The organism is Gordonia sp. YC-XJ4, from assembly GCF_059511865.1.
The window spans coordinates 26,274-46,290 of sequence record NZ_JCAMPF010000002.1 but is presented as its reverse complement, the minus strand read 5'-3'; the positions used below and the strand labels follow the sequence as shown (position 1 = coordinate 46,290).

Annotated in this window: 22 protein-coding genes; 18 read left to right on the top strand and 4 right to left on the bottom strand. The window is 65.9% G+C overall.

The genetic code is table 11. From position 1 onward, the window contains the following. Window positions 1–122 precede the first annotated feature (122 nt). The 5 genes from AC5ZH6_RS27910 (at window position 123) to AC5ZH6_RS27890 (ending at window position 4,626) form a co-directional block, all read left to right on the top strand. Window positions 123–2,015 carry a hypothetical protein gene (locus AC5ZH6_RS27910; protein WP_496169541.1) on the top strand — a complete coding sequence of 631 codons (1,893 nt, stop codon included), beginning with the start codon at window positions 123–125 and terminating at the stop codon, window positions 2,013–2,015. A gap of 244 nt (window positions 2,016–2,259) precedes the next feature. Next, the gene (locus AC5ZH6_RS27905; RefSeq protein WP_496169539.1) at window positions 2,260–2,787 is read left to right on the top strand and encodes a helix-turn-helix domain-containing protein; all 528 of its coding nucleotides are present in this window, start codon (window positions 2,260–2,262) and stop codon (window positions 2,785–2,787) included. Window positions 2,788–2,860: 73 nt separating this feature from the next. Continuing rightward, window positions 2,861–3,139 (top strand): hypothetical protein, encoded by a 279-nt coding sequence (locus tag AC5ZH6_RS27900; RefSeq protein ID WP_496169538.1) that lies wholly within the window; start codon window positions 2,861–2,863, stop codon window positions 3,137–3,139. A gap of 129 nt (window positions 3,140–3,268) precedes the next feature. After that, on the top strand, window positions 3,269–4,285 hold the full coding sequence (locus tag AC5ZH6_RS27895) for a hypothetical protein (protein WP_496169536.1): 1,017 nt from the start codon (window positions 3,269–3,271) through the stop codon (window positions 4,283–4,285). 5 nt (window positions 4,286–4,290) lie between these two features. Next, entirely contained in the window at window positions 4,291–4,626 is a 336-nt protein-coding gene (locus AC5ZH6_RS27890) for a hypothetical protein (RefSeq protein ID WP_496169534.1), read from the top strand. 39 nt (window positions 4,627–4,665) lie between these two features. Here AC5ZH6_RS27890 and AC5ZH6_RS27885 read toward each other — a convergent pair whose 3' ends face one another. Then, the gene (locus tag AC5ZH6_RS27885; RefSeq protein ID WP_496169532.1) at window positions 4,666–6,000 is read right to left on the bottom strand and encodes an ATP-binding protein; all 1,335 of its coding nucleotides are present in this window, start codon (window positions 5,998–6,000) and stop codon (window positions 4,666–4,668) included. A 147-nt stretch (window positions 6,001–6,147) separates the two neighbouring features. Here AC5ZH6_RS27885 and AC5ZH6_RS27880 point away from each other — a divergent pair, with 147 nt between their 5' ends. After that, window positions 6,148–7,722, top strand: a complete 1,575-nt coding sequence (locus AC5ZH6_RS27880) for a vWA domain-containing protein (protein ID WP_496169531.1) — start codon at window positions 6,148–6,150, stop codon at window positions 7,720–7,722. 84 nt (window positions 7,723–7,806) lie between these two features. On the opposite strand, the gene AC5ZH6_RS27875 is transcribed toward AC5ZH6_RS27880, so the two are convergent. After that, window positions 7,807–8,133 carry a hypothetical protein gene (locus AC5ZH6_RS27875; protein ID WP_496169530.1) on the bottom strand — a complete coding sequence of 109 codons (327 nt, stop codon included), beginning with the start codon at window positions 8,131–8,133 and terminating at the stop codon, window positions 7,807–7,809. A gap of 352 nt (window positions 8,134–8,485) precedes the next feature. On the opposite strand from AC5ZH6_RS27875, the gene AC5ZH6_RS27870 reads away from it, so the two are divergent. Genes AC5ZH6_RS27870 through AC5ZH6_RS27845 form a run of 6 tightly spaced genes read left to right on the top strand, consistent with a single transcriptional unit; the run spans window position 8,486 to window position 12,647 of the window. Beyond that, window positions 8,486–8,857 (top strand): hypothetical protein, encoded by a 372-nt coding sequence (locus tag AC5ZH6_RS27870; protein ID WP_496169529.1) that lies wholly within the window; start codon window positions 8,486–8,488, stop codon window positions 8,855–8,857. Then, window positions 8,857–9,417 (top strand): hypothetical protein, encoded by a 561-nt coding sequence (locus AC5ZH6_RS27865; protein WP_496169528.1) that lies wholly within the window; start codon window positions 8,857–8,859, stop codon window positions 9,415–9,417. Before AC5ZH6_RS27870 ends, AC5ZH6_RS27865 begins: the two co-directional genes overlap by 1 nt. Continuing rightward, window positions 9,414–10,214 carry a hypothetical protein gene (locus AC5ZH6_RS27860; protein WP_496169527.1) on the top strand — a complete coding sequence of 267 codons (801 nt, stop codon included), beginning with the start codon at window positions 9,414–9,416 and terminating at the stop codon, window positions 10,212–10,214. The genes AC5ZH6_RS27865 and AC5ZH6_RS27860 overlap by 4 nt, the downstream gene beginning before the upstream one ends. Further along, the gene (locus AC5ZH6_RS27855; protein ID WP_496169526.1) at window positions 10,211–10,885 is read left to right on the top strand and encodes a DUF6882 domain-containing protein; all 675 of its coding nucleotides are present in this window, start codon (window positions 10,211–10,213) and stop codon (window positions 10,883–10,885) included. The genes AC5ZH6_RS27860 and AC5ZH6_RS27855 overlap by 4 nt, the downstream gene beginning before the upstream one ends. Next, window positions 10,882–11,856 (top strand): hypothetical protein, encoded by a 975-nt coding sequence (locus AC5ZH6_RS27850; protein ID WP_496169525.1) that lies wholly within the window; start codon window positions 10,882–10,884, stop codon window positions 11,854–11,856. Before AC5ZH6_RS27855 ends, AC5ZH6_RS27850 begins: the two co-directional genes overlap by 4 nt. 53 nt (window positions 11,857–11,909) lie before the next feature. After that, a complete protein-coding gene (locus tag AC5ZH6_RS27845) occupies window positions 11,910–12,647 on the top strand; it encodes an HNH endonuclease family protein (RefSeq protein WP_496169524.1) in 738 nt (245 codons plus the stop codon). Here AC5ZH6_RS27845 and AC5ZH6_RS27840 read toward each other — a convergent pair. Next, window positions 12,644–12,916, bottom strand: coding sequence for a hypothetical protein (locus AC5ZH6_RS27840; RefSeq protein ID WP_496169522.1), 273 nt, complete (start codon window positions 12,914–12,916; stop codon window positions 12,644–12,646). The genes AC5ZH6_RS27845 and AC5ZH6_RS27840 overlap by 4 nt on opposite strands. Continuing rightward, window positions 12,900–13,739, bottom strand: coding sequence for a hypothetical protein (locus tag AC5ZH6_RS27835; RefSeq protein WP_496169521.1), 840 nt, complete (start codon window positions 13,737–13,739; stop codon window positions 12,900–12,902). Before AC5ZH6_RS27835 ends, AC5ZH6_RS27840 begins: the two co-directional genes overlap by 17 nt. A 352-nt stretch (window positions 13,740–14,091) precedes the next feature. On the opposite strand from AC5ZH6_RS27835, the gene AC5ZH6_RS27830 reads away from it, so the two are divergent. The 6 genes from AC5ZH6_RS27830 (at window position 14,092) to AC5ZH6_RS27805 (ending at window position 19,624) form a co-directional block, all read left to right on the top strand. After that, a complete protein-coding gene (locus AC5ZH6_RS27830) occupies window positions 14,092–15,198 on the top strand; it encodes a hypothetical protein (protein ID WP_496169520.1) in 1,107 nt (368 codons plus the stop codon). Between the two features lie 227 nt (window positions 15,199–15,425). Then, window positions 15,426–16,094, top strand: coding sequence for a hypothetical protein (locus AC5ZH6_RS27825; RefSeq protein ID WP_496169518.1), 669 nt, complete (start codon window positions 15,426–15,428; stop codon window positions 16,092–16,094). A 27-nt stretch (window positions 16,095–16,121) separates the two neighbouring features. Next, window positions 16,122–17,894, top strand: coding sequence for a DNA primase (gene dnaG, locus AC5ZH6_RS27820; RefSeq protein WP_496169517.1), 1,773 nt, complete (start codon window positions 16,122–16,124; stop codon window positions 17,892–17,894). 111 nt (window positions 17,895–18,005) lie between these two features. After that, on the top strand, window positions 18,006–18,623 hold the full coding sequence (locus tag AC5ZH6_RS27815; protein ID WP_496169515.1) for a hypothetical protein: 618 nt from the start codon (window positions 18,006–18,008) through the stop codon (window positions 18,621–18,623). A gap of 147 nt (window positions 18,624–18,770) precedes the next feature. Next, window positions 18,771–19,349 carry a hypothetical protein gene (locus AC5ZH6_RS27810; RefSeq protein WP_496169514.1) on the top strand — a complete coding sequence of 193 codons (579 nt, stop codon included), beginning with the start codon at window positions 18,771–18,773 and terminating at the stop codon, window positions 19,347–19,349. An 8-nt stretch (window positions 19,350–19,357) separates the two neighbouring features. Beyond that, window positions 19,358–19,624: a hypothetical protein gene (locus tag AC5ZH6_RS27805; protein WP_496169513.1), complete on the top strand. Its 267-nt coding sequence runs from the start codon at window positions 19,358–19,360 to the stop codon at window positions 19,622–19,624. Window positions 19,625–20,017: the final 393 nt, after the last annotated feature.

Here is a 20,017-nt window from a genome sequence, read left to right as displayed (position 1 = left end):
CTGCCTGACTCGCCCCAGGAGATGTGACCGCAGTGGACGCGGAAAGCGCTGAGCCACTGCGTCTGCCGCACGCCTGCCGCCGCATCCCAACAATGAGAACCGACCACAACGAGAGGACCATCATGACGGACACAGCGACCATCCACGATCCCTGGCTGGCGGCTTCATCGTCACTGACCCGGGTAGTCGACGAACTCGCGACCCGTACCGACTTGATCGTGCGCATGGTCGATGGTCACCGCGCACCAGGCTCCTTCCGCCACGATCACGCAGTCATCAGTATCGACGCGTCGAAAGTGCTGCCGCCCAACACAGACCCGACGGCGCTGGACTTCGGGGACGTCCGCAGCCTCGCTCTGTTCCCAGTCGTGGCCGGGGTGCTGGCCCACGAAATCTCCCACGCCGACCACACTGTGGCCGACCACACCACCGGCCCCGCAGCGTCGTGGTCGCGGATCCTCGAAGAGCCGCGCATCGAAACCGTCATGGCGGCAACCAATCCCCGCACCCGCGTATGGATGCAGGCGTCGGTCGCGCATCTACTCATGGATGCTGACCCGGGCAACGCCAGTGAGGCGGCGCGGGTTCTGGTGCTGCTCGGTGGCCGCCTACTCGGCGGCGTTCTCGACCCGTCCGACGACCTTGACCTCGACACTGTGTGCGGTGCGTGGTTGGGCGCTGAACAGATCGCCGTGATCACCGACGCCACCAACGTTGCGATCGGCCTGGCCGACGGCGATATCGCTGGCCTGCTCAAGCAGGGGCAACGCATCGCTGACGTCCTCGACAACGCGTCGGCACCCGACCTCGGAGACGGGCTCGCACACGCAGGCCAGGACGCCGCGTCGGAGGGCTCTGCGGCTGCCGGTGATCCCTCGGGCGGCGGTGACCCCTCGGGCGGCGGTGACCCCTCGGACGGCGGTGACCAGTCCCTCGCCAGCACCGACGGCAGCGAGAGCAACGCTTCAGAGGGGACCGGAGCGGACGCCGGCCAGACAGCCGACAACCAACCCTCCCCCAAGGGCGGGGCAGGGGGACACACCACCGGCCGCGACGCAGGACACCCCCAAGAGAGTGGTGGGCACCCCAACGGCGACACCCCCACCACCAACCTCGCGGACGCCCTCGCGAAGGTATCCGCCGACGCAGCCACCGAAATGCGCGCAGCCGCAGGGCTGCTCGCACCCACCAGGCGAACAGTCGCCCGCCGCAACGCCGCCCGCGCCCGCGCATCGCAGATCGCCGCAGCCGCCCGCCGCGCACGCCAAACCCGCCACCCCGTGCGAGACCGCAAACCCACCGCCCGCGAACTGGCGCAAGCCGCCCACCTCATCCGCCGAATGCGTCGGGCCGCCGACCGAGGAATCGACACCCTCACCGAGCAGACCGCCACCCCACCCGGCCGCATGGACGCCGGACAACTGATGCAACAGCAAGCGCAACGCGCGCAGGGAGTGCGGCCCACAGCCACCCCATGGGCAGTGACCACCCGTCGCCGCCGACCCCAGCCGAAACTCGTCGTCGGCATCGCCGCCGACATTTCCCCCAGCATGGACGACCAAGTCGACCAAGTCGGTGCCGCCACCTGGCTGCTCAACCGGGCTGCCAGCGACCGGCGCGGCAACAGCGTCACCGTCACCTGGCACTCAACAGTGGCGGTACTCCCGACCAAACGGGGTGGAACGATCCCCGTTGCGAGCACCGGGGGCCGCTCCGAGGGACTCCCGCAGGCCCTTCTCGCACTCGACGGGCTGCTCACGCTCACCGCATCCCGCGACGCCCGACTGGTCGCGATCATCACCGACGCGCAACTGCCCAACCCAGAGGCGGTCAACGCCGAGGTAGCGCGACTCGTCGCCGCTGGCGTGAAGGTGCTGTGGCTGGTCGCTGCTGACACCACAGAATGGCACTACATGGCTCCACCACCGGGCGTCACCGCCGCCCGCATCACCGACCCCGATCGGCTTGCCGAAGTCATCGCAGACGCGGCGGTGACCGCGCTGGCCACCAGCTAAGCCGCCAACCAGATACGTCAGCCGCACTCAGCGGCGCCCTCCCACCCAGGTGCACCATGGCCGCGAACACGCAGGTCATGGTGCACCAGCTGAGGGTGAGTTCCTGTCCGGCACCCCCTCCGTCATTCCCGCCGTCCCCTTCACCCGGTAGCGACGACACCCGGGCACCGGAAATGCGGTCGCGATACTGCTCGTATCGAAGCCGCCATAACCGCAGGAGGTCTATCCAGTGACGGTCTCATGCATGGACACGTCGACCACGTCACGGGTCGACGACCTAGTCGAACCCACGTGGCGGTGGCATGCCGAAGCCGGCTGCCGTCACAGCGACCTGGACTTCCAACCAGACATTCCTGCCGGTCAAACCCCCGAACAAGCCACCATCCGGCAACGCCGAATATGTCATCGACACTGTCCGGTCGAGGCGTACTGCGCGGTCGACGCCCTGAAAACGATCAACCAGTCAGGCCACGTCGAAGGCGTGTGGGGTGGAGTCGCCTGCACCGCCAGCAACACCAGCACCGCCCAGCAGCGCCTCGTCCAAGCCGCGGGACTACCCCCCGGACATCCACTCGCTCAACAACTCACTGACAAACAACGCCGAACGCTGAAAGTCCTTGAGCTGCACCGCCGGCACTGGTCGGCAGAGCGGATCGCCGACTACGTGGGTGTCAGCTCGCACACCGTGCGGCGAGACCTCAAAACGCTGAACCACTCTCACCTCGGCGTCGGAGACCGCTGCGAGGCGTGCACCCCCACCACCGAACTTTGAGTGCCGCACGTCACAGGCGGCCCGGCTGAGACTTCAGTCATCAAGCCGCCAGCTCCTCCACCAAGGAATAGCCATGAGTATCAGCAATTTTCGGCACCTGACCGCACACGAATCCGAAGTGCTCGCGCTCACCGCCGATCCCGCACTACGCGACATGGTGACTGCGCTACCCCAAACCAGCGACCGCCGCATCACGTCGCCGGCAGCGCGCGCAGCGATCGCCGAGGTCGCCGCCCGACGCGGGATCGCCGCCACCACCACTGACGTCCTCGTCGACGCCTACATGGCCATCCGCGCCGACATGGGGCTGCCGATCCGGCTCGACTTCGGTGACGCGGACCCCCGCGACTGATCTGCCGCCGTCATTGCCCGCGGGGCCGACATCCCACTCCACCGGCAGCGGGCCCAACTGGTTCATCCCAGATGCCCGCCAGCTCCCCTAAACTCTGTCTATCGGAGCCGGACCATGTGAGGGAGCGCCATGTGTGGAAGTGAACCCTGCGTCGCCTGCCGCGGCCCACGCCGCCGCGACCGCCGCCGCGCCAGCTACCTGGCCGCGAAACTCGACGCCCAACCGCAAGCCGCGATCGCAGTACTCGATCGACCCACCACCAACAGCATGGCCACCGCGATCGACGACTGCCGACAGCACTACGCCCGACTGGCCGGGAGCTCGACTGCCGCAGCACGAGAAGGCTTCCTCACGGCTGTCCGGCAGGTCGGGCAACTGATCATGACCACGACGGATCCGTTGATCGCTCAACGCATTGAGGACACCGGATGTGCACGGCCCACCATTGCCGCTGCCGATCTCGACTCCGCTCGAGACGCGCTGCGTCGAGTGCAAAACGAGTGGGTCGCCGTCCACACCTCGGTACGCCGCCAACACTCGGTTCCCACCCAGGACACCGTCAGCGACGACTTGCTGTTCGGCGACGACGTCTCGGCGCCGGTCCGCCGCTACCGTCGTGCCGTGCACCGCGAATTCGTTGAACGCCGCGCAGAGTTCCTCACGCTGTCCTCACTGGCCAACGGATGTGACGACGGCTGGCACACGCGTGCGAAGATCCGTCGTGACACCTACCTCGAAGTGCTCGGAGCGATCCGCCCGATCGGCGTCCGGCACCCGGTCGCCGCCGACGATGCTGCCACCAGATTCCCCACCGCCTGGATCGACGCGGCGATGACCGCCAGCCCGACGACACCCACACCGAACAGTGGGGGCCTCGACGCCCATCACGTCCTCGCGCACCGTGTCGAGGACGCAGTGCCAGCCGTGGCGGCCGTCAGCGCCATCTACGGCCGCTACCGTGCCGGCGGCCACTATCTGGCGGTGCAAGCACTCACCGGGACCGGCATTGATGGCCGCGGCGAAACGATCGCCGTCGGTGCCGAGGCACTATTCACCGGCCGCTTCGGCGGTCTCGTCGGCGACGGCTACCGGACCCGAGACGACGACCACCGAGCGATCGTCCTCGGCACCTGGGCAGCGATGTGACCGCAGTGACCGCGAACACCAGATCCACTCGCTCGCACCGGCGGCCCATCACCTTCGGGTTGGTGGGCCGCGACGGCACCGTCATCACCTGGAGCCGGGAAGACCCCGACAACGTGTGCGGGCAGGGCAGCTTCTCCGGTGACCGCGTACTCATTGATCAAGTCACCGCCATCCTGCTTGAACGCACGCCCGTCGTGCTGCCTACGGAAGTGGTGTGGACGTTCCTGCCCGCCCCGCAACTCCGACCCGCCGACGTGGCAGCAGCGATGATCGCCGCCATCCAGGTCGACAGCGACATCGAAGAGCTACTCCGGAAGTTCCCTGAACTCCAACACCGGTGACCCGGGGTCCACTCGGATCCGCAGCCGGGCGCGGTCAGCTCAGCTCAGCTGGGCTGGCTGCGGTTCGATCGTCTGACCGAACACGCTCGTCAGCGCGTCAGCGATGTGCGGTCGCCACGCCGGATCGGGGCACGCCGAGATGAACACTGCTGCTGCGGCTTCCACACCGAACATCTTCAGCATGGTGTCGGCCGCCTTCAGATCTGACATCTGCGGATACCAGGGCGGCGGACATGAATGATCGGCGCCGTAGCCGACGGCGTGCGTCCGAATGTTGCGGGCAGCACGCACGAGACCGCGGTCGTAGCCGCGCTGATCGGCCAGCGCGTAGTTCGTGTCGACGACGATGTGCACGGGGAACCGCCGCTTAAGAGCGTCTGCGAGCGGCCGAATTCCGTGATCGGCGTCGTTGTAGGTCACGATCACCATGAACCCGTCAGCGGCGACGGTCGGCGGAAGGTCCGGGCGGTCGTCGACGACGATCTCCGCGCGGTCGTCGGTGGCCGACAACAACGCGGACTGGACTTCTTCGGGGGCGCGGTTCACTTCGTCGACGAGGAGGACTTTGCCGGTGTCGGCCGCCACCTTCAGCGGGCCGTCATGCCACTGCCACACACCGCCCGGCCCGGGCAGATACTGGCCGAACAGGGCGGAGACAGTCAGATTCGCGTGGCCTTGGACGGTGATCAGGTCGTCGCCGAATGCTGCGATCGGCAGGGATGTCTTCCCGGCGCCGGGCCGCCCGGAGAGACGCACATGCTGAGTTCCGCGAAGAGCCTTCATGACGTCTATGGCGTTGCGGCCGAACACCTCCGGCGGCCAGTACAGCTCTCCGGAAGGCAAACGCACCGGCGGGTAGGTGCCGGCGTCAAGGTCGGAGATCGGCAGGGGGTCACCGATCGGGGAGGAGAACGGCCCGTCGAGGTCCCGGTTCACGGTTTGCGCCGGCCGGGCATGCAACGAGCGCAGCCGAGAGCACGCGGCCTGCAACGACATCACCTCGCCATGCTGGGCGTCCATCTCGGAAAAGAGGTGCTCGCTGTCGAAGACGAAGCCCTCTGCATCCACATAGACTGTCGCATCGAAAATCTGAGCTTTCGCCGCAGAAGGATCCACGACATCGGCGCCGAAGGACAACGGGGAGAGCGTCTCGACGAAGCCGGCCATGGCGGCCGGCAACGAAGTGAACGTCCTACGCAGGATCGCGGGATCGGTACTGGCTGCGCCGAAACCGTAGTCATCAGCTGCCGGGTTCCGGGCCGCCACAACCCACTCCTGGCCCCCCACGCGGCGGTAGAGGGCGCGGGGGACACCATCACGCATCGCGCCGGCGAACCACACCGAACGGGTGCTCATCGTCGTTGTCACAGTCATCTCCTATGGTGTGGAAACCGCCGCCCCGGTGAGGCTTCGGTGTGCTGGACACAGCGTGACATCACCGCCGCACCGTGCGCGGCAGCCTGCAGCCACCTGAGGGCCGTGTGACGCACTCCAGACGACGAACCCGGCATCATCTCCACTATGACCCCCGCTACCGACAACCCCGTTGACCATGCGGCGCTCGCCGCAGCCATGACGTGGTTCGTCGGCGACACCATCACCCGCGAGGACCTCATCGTCGCCGCCATCAACGACGACCGCGCCCCACGGGGCGAGTTCTTGTTCACGCAGGCCCGCATCACACTCAACGCCGCCCGCATCGACATGGGCGGCTACACCCGCGGAGACGACCTGACCGCCTGGGCTGGCACCCACCCCATCGCGATGGGGGTACTCATGCACGAAGCCGGGCACGCCGAACACACGCCACGCAGCAGGATCTGCGATCCGCGTGTACGCATCTGGGTGGACCTTCTCGAGGAACCACGCATCGAGGCCGCGGTGCGCGATCGCCATCCGCACGCCCGCACCTGGCTGGCGGCGTCGGCAGCCACTGCATTGACCGTGCGTGAAGCCTTCTCGATCGCCGACGCCGCTCAAACATTCGTCCTCACCTACGGCCGGCACGCCGCCGGGATCTTCGATCAAGACCAGATCGCGGACGTGCTGAGCGCACCACGACGCACGTTGCCGCAGTGGGCCGTCAACGAGCTGGAACACGTGATCACCTCCGCCGTGTGGCTGGCTGACGACGACACTGCCGGGATCTCCGCTGCCGCGACCACGATCGCTGACATCGTCGAGGAAGCCGCCGCCGGCGAGCGACCCCCACATCCCAACCCCACACCCGACACTGGGCCCGGCGACACACAAAGCCCAACCCAAACCACCGCCGAACCGCCCCGAGTTGACGACGCCGACGACACGACCGTCCCAGACGCGGGCGACCCGCCAAACACCAAGGACAGCGGCCGATCGCGGATCATCAGCCAGCACAACTCGTTTCGTCGTCCACCCCATCCCCAGGAAGTGCAGGAAGCTCACCAGATCGGATCGACGCTGGCGGGCCACGCCGCCAGCACCTGCATCCCCATCGCCAAGCCCTCGCCACGCCCGCCCGGCCGGATTCGTATGCGCGAGCTCATCCGAGCAGCCGCGCAACAGGAACTCGGTCTACCTGCGACAGCATTACCGTGGACTCGTCGTGAACACCGCATCACCCCGACGCAGCCGTTCGAGGTCGGGATCATCGTCGACCGATCGGACTCGATGCACCTGTACTTCGATGCGGTGGCCGGGCTGGCGTGGATGCTGGAGCGGTCGATGACCTCAGCTCAGGCGGGACGAGTGTGCGCGTGGGCGTTCTCCGACACCTCCGAAGTCCTCCCCGTTGGCAACGTCAACGAGGTGGTAGTCCCCGCCGGCGGAGCAACAAGCACCGGCCTTCCCGACGCACTCCGCGACTATCAACTGTGGACCGACCACCACGGCAACCACCAGCGTGTTCTCGTGATCATCTCCGACGGCCAATTCGACTCGGTGAGGTCGCCCATCGCCGACATCTCCTTAGCCGGCACCCGTGTGCTGTGGTGGGCGCCGACCACTCGAGCACTCACCCACAGCATGCGCGCGCATGCAACCACGGATGTTGTTGGCCTGTCGATGGATTCAGCACCCCTGTCAGCGACAACGGTTCAGGACGCGCTACTGCGTTGACGGATCGCCCAGCTGTGCTGGCTCATGAGATTGGCGGTAAGAGGAAGTCGTCATACTTATCGTTGTCCCTCTCAGCGCAGCTCGTTACCTGGTGGGGACAGTCTCAGGATCATCGTCGACACGGGTGATTTCGTCGTACAGGTTGGCTGCCATGTCTGCGATGTTCGTCAGCGTGTCGGCGAACTCTTGGGGACTGTCATGAATCACAGGCACCGGCAGGTCGGGAACCGAGATGAGATTGTGGGCGGCCGTCCGGAAGACGTGCTCCGTGGCGGGAAGCCACTCGGAGTGCATCACGATGCTGTTCGCCGGTACCTGCTGCTCATTCCACTCCTGGGGGGTCCGGCGGCCCATCAGCACCATGTGCTGGGGGATGTATCGTTGCAGCGACAACACTTCGTCATAGGTCATCGGCGGGAATACCTCGGTCGCGGTCGCGGGTCGCGGAGCCAGCTCGTGTCCGGACAGCCGGATGACCTCTGCGACATCGGTGAGGGTCCCTAGCAGCATTCCGAGAGCTGAAATGTCCAGTACGCAGTCGCTGGGCTGGCTGGCCCAATCCGATATCTGGTAATTGAATGTGCGCATACAGACCAGTATCACCGGCCTGTTTCTGCCATCAGGCTCTGCTGTGCGGCGAGCCCAACGCCGCCCGCGGATGGCGAGCCTCGGGATGGCCACCAGTTTCGTCCCGTCCACCCGAAACCGGGTTCGTACGGTGGTACTCGTGCTTGGGTTCCCTCTGCGTCGGGCAATGCCCGCGGTGACGACCGCTGTCGTCGCTGTCGTCGCCGTGAGCGGGTGCGCGGCGGCCGACAACAGCACCCAACTCTCCACGCCGGCGACGTCGCCAGCCCTGCCCGCTGTGGCGACGATTGCGACGATCCAGCTCGATATCACCGGAACAGGCGTCGGCGACATCACCTACTCCGTCGGCGGAGGCCAGGAAGTCACCGCCCGTGACGTTGTGCTGCAAAACTGGCGGTATCTCTATGAGGATTCGCCGACCGCCAATATCGTGCTCTCCGTTGATCAATGGTTCGGCGGAACGTCGTCCTGCGCTGTGCACGTCGATGGGCAGCTAGTGGCCACCGACGACGGCCACAACAGCGCCTGCAGCAGGACGGCGACCTGATGGCCCTGCAATTGTGTTCTGCCACACCGCAAACACTCCACGGACTGCGGGCATCGGTCAGCGACTCATCCATGCTCGCCGGTGTGCACCTACTGGTGACCGCACGCGACTACGGGCGGCCACCCAACCAGCCACGAATCCACACCGTGCCCGTGCACACCCATCCCGACGGGATCGTCGAGATCGTCGCCGAATCTGGAATGTACCGGTACATGGTTGTCGGAGAAGGCCGAATGCATTTACGGATCACCAAGACCAGCGTCACCTACGTCGATGTCCGTCGGGATGCGCACGTCACGATTGACGTCGACACCGGTTATCTGTCGCTACTCGCCACGCGCGGGACGGTCACAATCAATTCTGGCGCCGACGCTGCAGGAGTCGCCGTCACCGGGCCCGGCGCCGATGTCACGATCACTGGTGCCGGCGAGATCCGCCGGGTCCACGACCACACCGTCATCGCAGCCACCCTGCGGGCGGCGCCCCCGCCCGCTCTGCAGTCAGCCGTCGAGCTTGGGCTCGCACTCGCCGCCAAGTGGAAGAAGGCATGGTCGTCATGACATCAGCTACCAGCCCATGGGTTCAAACAGTCGTCGTCGCAGTGCTATGCGCTGCGGCGCTGGCGCGGGTGATCAGCCACCGCCGCCACCGCCCCTACTGGACTGCGTGGCTGATCGCGGTCATCGTCGTCGCAGGCCTCGACGTCGTAATCCTCGCGATCGCCGCCCTCACCCACGCCAGCATCACCACCGGCGGCTGGTTTCTGATGGCGCCGTTCGCCGCCGGCATCCTCGCGATCGCCGACACACTGCTCGCCGTGACCGCGATCCCGAAGAGCATCGGCGCCTACGCACGACGACAGGCCGAACACATCAGGGGAACCCATGAGCTGCCCGGCGCACCCGCTGACGGCTTTCCCGTACCCCCAGAAGCGATCGCCGACATCGCCGCCCGCACCCCAGTCGCGCTGGCGGCGGTCGTCGCCGGCGGATTCAGTGCCACCGGCGCAACACTGACCGCCCCCGGTCTGGTCGGCTACACCACCACCCACCACGCCTACGCGCTGGCCGCTGCGGCCGCCGAAATCGGCGGCCGCAGCGTCATCGTCGACGCCGACACCCTCGACCCGCATTCGGTGCTGGCGACATTCGACCTCACCGATTCTGGGTATTTTCCGCCAACGATCGACGCCGTCCCCCGCATACCGTTCGTCGCGCTGTCATCCGAATTGGCAGACACAATCGGGCAATCCACGCTCGTCGCGGTAGCGTTCGACGCTGCCGACAGTTCCGCCGCCTACACCGGCTGGACAGATCTGGCCGCCGCACTCACCACCGAACTGAAAGTGCCACGATGACCACCCCCACCGCAGTGCGCGCCGCTGACGTCAACGTCGATGACTCCGTGTGTGTCGCCGTCGAACATCAGCTGCACCTGTTGTCTGTCCTCGGCGACACCACACTGTGGACCTACCGGTTTCCCCATGAGCTGAGCCTGATCGGGTCGACCCGAATCGACTGCCAGGTGCAGGTGCTGGGCACAGCGCGCGACGGTATCTGGCAATGGGCGTGGGATGACGAGGATCTCCCGCGGGCAGTGACCTCCGACGCACGCCATGTGCAGGCCTTCGGGCAGCGACACCACGTCGACTTGTTCACTACCGCCCGCATCCCAGTCGCCGACACCAACGCGGTGACCGCCCTGGTGACCGCGACGAAACCGGTGACCGCAGCATGGACGAGTTTCTCGTTCACCCCCCAGCCCGGCTGGATTGTGTATGTGGGAATCGACGACCCCGCCCTGGTGCTTCCAGACCCAACTCCGTTGATAGTCGCCAAAACGCTGTCGACAGCCGCTGACTCGATGGTTGACGTGCGGGCCGCGATCGACGCCTATGCGCAGTGGCGGGAACTCGGAATCATGCATCACACCAAGGCGGTGGTGGTTGGGGAAAAGGAGTGGCGAGTGACAGCAACACTCGACGACGCCGACCGTATCGCCCACATCGACGTGGAGGGGCCACGATGAACGGCAGCATATTCACACCGCAGGCGTGCGTGAACGACGCTGCAACCGAAGTGCAGGCGTCCGCGAAGTGGATGCGCACCGATCAAGCAGCGCTGATGCGTCAACTGCCCGAACAGTTCTCGGCCGACGAATGGTGGACAAGCCAACGCGACAGGGCGCCGGTCGACGACATCATGCCCGCGTGGATTCAGCACCGATATCAGGTAACCGTCGAAGATCCGCCGCCACATCTGTCGCCGGCGGCTGGGGCTGTGCACCAGATGCTGTGTGCACGGTCGCGGGTGCTGCAACACGCACCGCTCTACGTGGTGCACCACCTGCAGCTCCGTCAGGCGCTGGTCAGTTTGGCGTTGACCGACACCTACCGGGCATACGTGCAAGGGTGGCCGCCGCTGCCCGAGGGCACAGTCCACTTCACCGATCCGATCCCGTTTCGCCACAACACCGATGGTGATGACCCTCTCGACGGCTACCTGCCTGCGGCGTCGCCGGAACGCTCGAACAGTCCGATGCTGCGGGCGGTCACCTGGTTCACCGACGGCTCCCAGGTTCGGTGCGTGGACTGGATGCAACCCTCCGTCGACGACACAGGCATCGCCGACGTCGACCGCAATGTCCAGGACATGCTGCGCAGTCGCGACGCGTCGCTCCCGCCGATGATCAACAACGGGGAGTGGGGCCGTCCTCAGGGCGCGGAGTCATCCGTCGTTGAGAGTCGGGATCGGTTGGCGGAGGCCACTGCCCGCATCGGCGCAGGTTCGGACGCGCGGTGGGACGGCGGGGAGATCGCGGACACGTCAACGTTGCTGGCGCCGCTGCTGGCGGCGGTGACAGCGGACGCCATCAACGCCGGACTGGTGGACACCACCGTCCGTCGAGTGACCACGAAAACGCGTCGCCGCAGCGCGCATCGCACAGTATGCATTCTCGCTCCGGCGCGGACCTCGAGTTCTGCCGCACCCCGCCGGTGACGGTTGCCAGGCTGGCCGGAGACGATGATCCTTCGAGGTGGACGGAGATAGTGATGGGTGAACGGGGCAGGACGCGTGGGGTGGCGGCGAAGTGCGCGGTCGCGGTGGCCGTAGCGGTGCTCGGTGTTGTGGGAGTGTCGGGGTGTTCGGCGTTGCGGGTGGCGACACCTAACGCCGCGACTGCGGCGGCCGACGCGCCGACAGGCCAGAGCGGTAACGCCGCGGATGCGATGGCGATGCTGGCGCAGCTGCCGGTGCGGCCGCTCGCCTCCAAGGCGGGATACTCGCGATCACAGTTCGGGCGGGCGTGGGACGACAACGTCAACGTGCAGTGGGGACACAACGGGTGCGATCAGCGCTCCGACGAAATGCGTTCCGCACTCAAGGATGTCGTACTGAAACCCGGTTCGAAGTGCATCGTGTACTCGGGTGTGTTGGACCCGGACCCGTACACCGGTAAGGTGATTCACTATATTCGACGCGGCCGCGAAGCCATGGCAATTCAAATCGACCATGTTGTGGCGCTTGCCAATTCATGGCAGACTGGCGCCCAGTCGTGGACCGCCGAAACGCGCCTCGAGTTCGCGAATGACCCGAGAAACCTTGTGCCAGTTGACGGTCCGACCAACCAGAAGAAAAGCGACTCCGATGCGTCTGAATGGTTGCCGCCGAACGTCGGATACAGGTGCCGTTATGTCAGCGACCAGATCTCGGTGAAACACGTGTACGGCCTGTGGGTTACACCCGCCGAACACGATGCAATGCTACGGGTGTTGCGCACCAACTGCTAGCCGCGGTCAACGTCGCGAGCCGCGGCGCGTTCGTCGGCGAGGCGTTGCTGCTCGGCCCGATACCCGCGAAGCCACATCAACGCCAGATAGCGGCCCTGCGGCGTCCGATCAGCAACGTAATGGCCTCGCCCGGGCGTGATCCCGGCATGCACTGCTTGCTCGCCGAGTTTCTGCGCTTCGATGATCTGCGCCAGCGGCACCGGGTAGCGGTGCTCGCCGGCCCCGACCGGGGAAGCGTCCTCCGCCTGGGTGTCAGACTGAAACGGCATCGCGGAACTCCTCCACACGTGAACGGTCATAGTCGCCGACGGTGCGCGCCGCTTTGAATCGCGCGAAAGACATGTGGCCGCCGCTGCTCCCGATGAACCCCAAATACTCTTCGGAGGCATACGCTTTCATCCGTTTAGCGTTGCCGGACAACAACGAGAACGGGTCAATTCCCAGCGCCTGGCCGCGCCGGTTGAGCATGTGCCCGCGAGTCGCTTCTTCCGCGGCGAGGAACCGTTCGTAGCGGTACTCCTCGTAGTCGGTGCGCAACTGGCGTCCGGTCATGGTGGGCACCCGGGTCGCCGCGGTTTGCAACCGCAGCGACGGGTCAGTAACCAACGTCGCCTCATAGCGGCGGTAGTCCGCGGCCCGCATCGACGTCCACGCCGCATCCAAACGGTCCTCGATGGCATCCGCCAGATCCGGGTCGTCGGCGGGATGAGCACTGCGGTCAAGCATTCGGCGATCGATCTCCGCTTCGGCGCGTTCACGAAGGTCGGGGTCGGTGTGACAGTCCAACCATGCTTCCTTCAACTCCCGGTCCGACATGTCCTCAGGCATGTGGAGTTCGTCGACGAGCGTCTTGTACCGATGCGACGGAATCAGATCAAGATCAGGGGAGCCGCGGTCGAGTGCATCCCGCCGATCCCATTCACGCTCAATAAGCCACTGCCCCTGAGGATCAGACGCTCGCTCTCCCCACATCGTCTCAAGGTCATCGTGGTCGACTGACCGGAGCTCGAACGGGTCAAGATCGGGGAGTGGCGGCGGAGACGGGTTGTTGAGCTCAGTAATGCGCGTCGACCGTTCAGTGATGTCGTTCACCGCGGCGACGAGCCGTTCCAACGCATGATCAGCGGCCGTTGCGTCCCCGGCAGCCTCAGCGGCAGCCTGCCGCCGTTCCCACCGACCTAGACGTTGCACCGCGTGCGCCAAGGCGCGGCGGGTGGGATCTGAACATGCCGGGCAACGGCGGCCGCCGAGACCACCAGGCTTCTTTTTGCGGCACATGAGACGACAAGTCACCTCTTCATCCGATGGGTAAGGCTCCGACGCTTCGGAATTGTAGAGGCACCCGCGTGCATCCATCCGCCGATCAATTGCCGCCAGGTCGCCGCGAATGTGCGATGCTGAGAACTATCGAAGCCCTATAACCACGCAAGGTGAGGACACCACCATGAGTTCTGTGTCGACTGCTGCCGTCGTATCGGCAGCCCAACTTCATTCGTCGCTGAAGATTCTGACCTCAGCGCTCGCCGACTTTGACGTCGCGCGATGCGAGGTGACCAACCGCCATGTGACCGTGTCGGCCGCCGACCGTGACAGCCTGATCGCGGTAACCACCGCCCTGCCAGGCTCAGAACCCGACTGCCACCGGATCAGGAAGACGGTCCTCGTGTCCTCGGAGATGCTGCGAACCGCGCAACATCAACTTTCCGCCGTCGGCACCACCTGGTCGTTGGACGGCATCCCACTCGAGCGGCTTCGGGGAAGGCTGCCCTGTTTGCGGCCCCGCCTGAGCTCTGGACCGGCCCGAGTCGCCAGCGTCGACGCGGCCGCGCTTTCGGCGTTGATCGATGCCTATCGCACCGCACCCGGAACGACGCGCCTCATCGTCGATGCGACCGGCCCAACACTGCAGATCGGCGTGGACACCGACCTCATCAAAGCTGCAGCGTCAGTGGGCCCCGCCACCGGCGGTGCACCGGCGGCCGTGGGCATCCCCATCTCCGCGGCGGCCGCCGCCCTAAACGTTCTCTCAGGTGCGGTCACTGTCACCGTCGCCGACACGTACGTGTCGTTCACCGCGCACAACACGAGTATCGCCATCCTCCCGGCAACCACACACGAAGTGCGCGTGCCGGCCGCACCGGACCCGGGTCGCCGCCGCCACGACGTCACCATCGATGTCGACGACTGGGCGTCCTACGCGCACGCGACCCGCCCCGCGAAACTCGATCGAGTGCCCACCACCCACTTGCGGGTGTCACGCACAGCGACCAGCCAGGTGCTGCACATCGACACCCGCAGTGCCGGACACAGTGGGCACGCGGAACTTGCTGCGTCCACCTCGGACTCCTTCTCCGTGGACGTGCCGTGGCCGGCGTTGTGTGCGGCGTTGGCGCCGTCGGTGGCTGGCGACGCCAACTCGGTGCGTCTGCGTGCCTTCGACCCGAACCCCGTCATGACCCCGCTGGTGGTGTCGTATCACGGTGAGGCATTCGACGGTTTCGCGGCGGTCGGCGCACGCCGACCGACCCTCGCGCAGCTTGCGGCGTTGTAGCGCAGCACGAGAAGGGGACACGACCGCCAGGTTCGTGTCACCGACACGGGGTGGACGCATACAGTTGACGAGAACGCCGCCCCCACTGCGGCCTCATTGACCTGTGTAGGACCGTGAAAGGGCTCTTCTCTGTGCCACCGCAGCGCCAGCGGCTTACGCCATGGAACGATCCCCTTCCGAAACCGGGTCCGGTCGCCATCTTCGACATCGACGGTGTGGTAGCGAACATGGCCAAGTACGAGTACCTGATTGAGCAGCAGCGGTGGGCTGACTTCGCCAAGCAGTACGGTCGGGCAGCGCTGATCGCCCGTGGTGTGCGACTCGTCGAAGATGTTGAGGACGCCGGCTTGCAGGTCGTGTGGTCCACCACTAGACCCGAACAGGCGATGTCACGGACTTGGCGGTGGCTGCGGGAGTCACATCTCCCGCAGAACCCGATCTTGTCGCGGCACATGATCAAAGACGGCAGTTACCGGCCCACCGCCGACGTCAAACTCCGGCACTTCTTCACCTGGCAGAACAAGTACGGGGAGCGTAATCCCATTGTGCTGTGGGTCGACGACGACAACGACGACCGCAACACACTGCGCCGGTTCGGCTGTCCGGCGTGGACGCCGATGGAACTGCAGCGCGCCATCGTCAGATCACACGGAGCGCCGTTGACCACCGTGCTGGCCGAGAAGGGGCCGTCGGCGCAGACGCTTCAACACAACCTCGAGCTCAGGCAGCCGAAGTGGCAGCTACGCGAAGACGAATACCAGGCAAAACGTCAAGAGTGGTGGCGCAATGTGCGGAAACGGGCCGCCGAACAGCGACAAGCGCGTAACCGGGCCAACGGGACTCCGGCCACCGCGGCAGCCCCCACCGCCGAGGATCGCCGCCGACCAGCGCAGTAACCGAAACGTGGTTCGTACGCTGGCAGTGTGCGCATCCCTGACGACTTCGTAGCGACTTTGCGGTCGTCGGTGCCGATCGCGGACGTCATCAGCGACTACGTCGACCTCAAGCCGCAAGGCGCATTGCTGGTGGGATTGTGCCCACTGCACACCGAGCGCACACCGTCGTTCAAAGTCCGCACCGACTACCAGCGATTCAACTGTTACGGCTGCGGGGAAAGCGGCGACGTCTTCACCTTTCTCCAACGTGTCGACGGCCTCGACTTCCGTGACGCCGTCCACCAGGTCGCCGACCGAGCCGGTCTCACGGTTCCGGCCGACGCCGCCGATAGCGCGACATCAACGTTCCCTGACCGTGCTGTACGTGCGGCCCTCACCGACGCACACACCGTGTTCCAACGCCATCTCAACGGCAGTGCGGCCGCGACCGCACGCACCTTCCTCACCGATCGCCGATTCGACCGCACCCACAGTCTCGAGTGGGAGCTGGGGTACAACCCCACCAACACCGTGCGAGACGAACTACGCGCGCTCGGCCACAGCGACGACACGCTCCTGGCGGCAGGCCTGATCCGCTCCTCGCGGCGCGGCGGCTTCTACGACCGCTTCGCCGACCGGCTCATTTGGCCGCTACACGACCGCAGCGGCCGCCTGTGTGGTTTCGCAGGGCGGGCGCTGACCGACGACCCCTCAAGCAAATACGTCAACTCCGACGATTCCCCGATCTATCACAAGGGCTCGACACTGTTTGGGCTGTGGGCAGCCCGCAAGCACATCCTGGCCGCCCGAGCCGTGATCGTCGTAGAGGGCTACACCGACACCATGGCATTCGCCGCCGCCGGCCACCGCAACGTCGTCGCCACGAACGGCACAGCAGTCACCACCGAACAAGCGCAACTACTCGCTGGCCGTGTCGGGGAAGACGGTGAGGTGATCACCGCCTTCGACAACGACAAGGGTGGGAGAGACGCCGCATGGCGGGCGTTCCTTGCGCTACAACACATCACCTCCCGAATCACCGCCGTCGACTACAGCAGCTACGGCAACAAAGCCGACGCCTGCGACGTACGAACCCGTGACGGCGAAAGCGTCCTCACCGACCTCGTTTCGCAGCGAGTTCCGTTGCTGCAGCTACTCACCGATCATGACTGCGTACTGCCGCCGGATCACACCCCCGAAGATGTGGCAGTCGCCGCCCGCCACATCGTCACCCGGCTGCGTCGGGTGCAGTCACCAATCCTGCGGCGCGCATACCTCGAGCGCGCCGCAACCACGCTGCGGCTCACCGTTGCTGAACTCACCGCGGGCGGAGTGCCGCCGACCAGCACACCACCAGCTCCGACAGTTACGGGTCTCCGCGATCACAGTGATCGAATCATCGTTGACCGCAACCAGATCAGCCTCGCCGCCCATCTCATCGACGACCCACACCAGGCCACCCGCCTCTATGTGCTCACCGAATCCGAAGGCCTCCACGATCTGTTCGCGCCGGCCGTCGCGACCGTCGTCGAACTGTCATGGTCTGGATATCCACAGGGCCGACCCCGCCCCGGCAGCGACGACGCACCGGTGTGGGGCGAATTCATGGCCGAGGTCATCGACAGCGACCACCACCATCTGTTGTGGGATATCGCCTTTCACGACGGCGACAGCGACAACGTCGACGAACTGGCAGTCGCCGCCCGCCGCACCCAATTGCGGCGCGTCCTCGACACCTCACGGGAAGATCCGAACCGTATCGGCGAGTACACCGCAGCATTCCAGCTCCTCCGCCGTTTACGGACAGCCGTAACGGCCTAACATGCTGTACCGCAACAGATAACGGAGTCGTCGCCGTCGACTGCCGCACCAGCCTGGCCGAGGTTTCTACCGTGACTTGGGTACGGAATGCCCCTCAGAAAGGACCTCGCCATGACGCTCCCAGCGACCTCCCGGTTCGGGAGGGTGCGCCCACCAGTCGCCCCAGTCAACACCACCGAGTCGGCCGCCAGTCAGCAACTCCCGATCGCCGGGGAATCCTCCGACGAACACGACCTGCCCGGCGACCGTGATCACCGTGACGACGTCGGCGCCGAGCCGGTGCAACCCGAGATCCCGACGGCCGGCGAGGTTCCCGACGTCGCCGACCACGGTTCCACCGCGGCCGACAGCAACGACACCGTGGCCGCCGCACCCGACACCTCCACTGCCGAAACCTCTGCGGCCGACAGCGATGCACCGCCCGCCGACACCGCACCAGCAGCAGCATCCACCGCCCGCACCGACAAACCGAAACGCAGCCGCCGGCCCCGCAAAACACCTGCAACGCAGGACGCTGCGAAGACACTCGTCGTCAAACAGAACGGCGAGATCATCACCCGCAGCCCCGACATCGTGATCGTCGACCTCGACGCCGCCCACGACGACAACCTCTCCTCGGCCGATGTTCTCGCCGTTCTGGCCACCCTCAAGGACGTCGGCGACGATGACTTCCGACAGGAGACCGCCGACACGCTCCTCGAGGTCATCCGCGACAAGGCGCTCGACTGACCACTCCCGCCCCAGCCTGCGGCCCGGCCCTGAACACCATCAGGGCCGGGCCGTGACCATGCTCAGACCGGTAGTGACGATGCACGGCAACCGAAAACGCGGGTGGAACAATCAGCAGGTACACCCGACAACGAGGGAGATCACCCTATGCGTGACCGTCTCATGGACCTGCTCGATCGGCTGCCCCGCTGGGGTGAGTTGTCGCGGCGAGGGCGACTGCTGTCCGCGGCGATCGCCATCATCGTGGTCGCCGCCATCATCGGGGTGTCGGTGTGGGCCACCAGCGGCGACTCCGAACCGCCCGTACAGGCGACCGGTCCCGCCTACGAGGCCGGGTTCGCCCCATGCTCCCGCAGCACATCGGCGAATACGAACTATCAGATGGTCAGCGCCACCATCGGTGACGCAGGACTGCCGTACCACGCGAACCTGGCGGACGTAGTGACGAACCCCGCACCGAACGGGAAGGTGGCGGTGGTGATCCTGGTGTGCATGGAACCCGGCGCCACCACCGATCAACTCAAAGACGTGGCGACCGTTCTCGCGCAGAACGTCAAGAAGTCGCCGCAGGCCGCCACAATTGACGCCTTCGGGATCACCAACATCGGCGACGGCGACGACCGTATTGCGCAGGTAGTCACCTACTTCCAAGACCATCCGTTCACCGCCAACGGAGGGGTGTACGCGCAACGAAACGCGTGGGAAATCCTCCCGATCCAGAACTGACCGACATCGTGAGCGATCGGCAACCCAGCGTCCCCGTCGGGACCATCGCCGTCGGCTTGGCGGTGTGTCTGGCGGGGAGCATTGCGATCGTCGTCGAGACCACCGACCTGCTCCGCGTGGCCGCAGTAGTCGTATGGGCGGTGATGTGCACCATCGGCATTGGCGTCACGATGCGGTGGACTCGTCACCGCAGACAATGGTGGCCGTTACCCGACGCCGCCGGTGCCCGCTTGGAGACCGTCTGGCGGTGGTGGCGCACCCACCACCCCAATTGAACGCCACCTGACGCGTTGGCAGGTTCTCGGCGAGACCTCGCCGGCAGAACTACCCCACATAGGCGTCACATGACCGGCGTTGCGCCGCACGGCCGCACGGCAACGCCAACCGCAGACGAGGGGGCGGAGTCAGACCGAGAACTCGTCGCAACAGCAGCCGCGACGCGTGCCGCTCAAACCGTGCAAACATCCGCTCCCTCCGGGCCGTCGACTCGGCAACAGAACCTTGCGGTCGATGTCATGATCGTCGGCCCGATGGCCGCAGTCGGTACAGATACGCGCTGGCTCGAGCTCGCGTGTTACTGCGACCAGTTCGGCCAGCTCGATCGCAGCCAGCTTCATCGACCGAAGGCGATGGTTGTAGCGAGTACCGGCAGGCACCGCGCGATGGTC